We start from the raw sequence: 1,125 nt of genomic DNA, 5'->3' as shown, positions 1-1,125 counted from the left end.
ACTTTGTTACAAACAAAACTCGTTCAAACAAATGAAGTAAGACGGTGCGCATACTTATACCCAAGTTTCTGCTACATATTTAACAAAGTGAAGAAGCCGTTAGCGTTAATTGAAATTGGGACAAGTTCTGAGTTGCAACTGTTCTGGGACCAATATCGTTATTCGTACGGGACGGATGAAATGTACGGAAATATAAATTCAAATGTGCATGTAACTTCTGAAATAAGAGGGAAGAATGTACCGCATTTTCTAAAAGAAAGCCCATCTGTCGTAGAAAGAATCGGACTGGACTTACATGTGAATGATTTACATAATGAGGAAGATTATTTATGGTTACGTGCTTTAATTTGGCCAGAACATAAAGAAAGGCTTGAGATGTTTGATCAAGCTGCATCTTTAGTGAAAAATGAATCTGTCCAATTAATAGAAGGAGACGGTGTAGAGCTATTATCATCTATTATTGAACAAATAAGTGAAGAAGCTGTTATTTGTATTTTCCATACACACGTCGCAAATCAAATACAAGAACAAGTAAAACATAAGTTAGAAAAACAAATACAAGAAATTGGCGCAAAACGTGATGTATTCCACCTGTATAACAACATGTGGGATCGTGACCTTCATATTGATTATTATATTAACGGAAACGAATATCGTGAAACGGTTGGAGAAACAGAAGGGCACGGGAGATGGTTTAGCTGGAAGATTGGAAATGAGACGCTTATTTAGATTAATATGGGCGCCCTCACTTGTAAAAGATGGGTCCATAGGCTCAAGCATTGACTAAATGGTTAAGGAATAAATGTATTAGTAACATACAAAAAATGCTTCGGAGAAATCCTAAGCATTTTTTGAATTACATTTAAACCCCATAATGGATCATGTACTTCTGTTCTGCTGCAGCTTGTACAATTTTTGAAGCTAACTCATTCAGCTCATCAGATTTTCTGAAGAACTTTGAGGATGTAACTGTTTCATAGAAAATTGCTAATGATTCAGGCGGGATAATTGTAATACCACAATAAGCTAAACCGTATTTCTGATTTTTGACTGTATGGAAGTAGGTTTTCATAATTGATAAATTTTGATTTAAACTACTGATAATATCATCATCAACAGATATAC

At 34.8% G+C, this 1,125-nt stretch carries 2 protein-coding genes; one reads left to right on the top strand and one right to left on the bottom strand.

Annotation, left to right across the window (positions count from 1 at the left end):
* The coding region (locus ACQGS6_RS29050) for a DUF2332 domain-containing protein (protein ID WP_426966078.1) at positions 1-729 on the top strand (729 nt) is incomplete at its 5' end.
* A 133-nt stretch (positions 730-862) separates the two neighbouring features.
* On the opposite strand, the gene ACQGS6_RS29045 is transcribed toward ACQGS6_RS29050, so the two are convergent.
* Positions 863-1,125: short-chain dehydrogenase (locus ACQGS6_RS29045; protein WP_426966077.1), on the bottom strand; the 263-nt coding region annotated here is incomplete at its 5' end.

Source organism: Bacillus sp. GMs2/2, from assembly GCF_050172095.1.
GTDB lineage: Bacteria > Bacillota > Bacilli > Bacillales > Bacillaceae_G > Bacillus_A > Bacillus_A cereus.
Note: the sequence above shows the minus strand (reverse complement) of the source record. Positions and strands in the feature narration are given on the sequence as shown.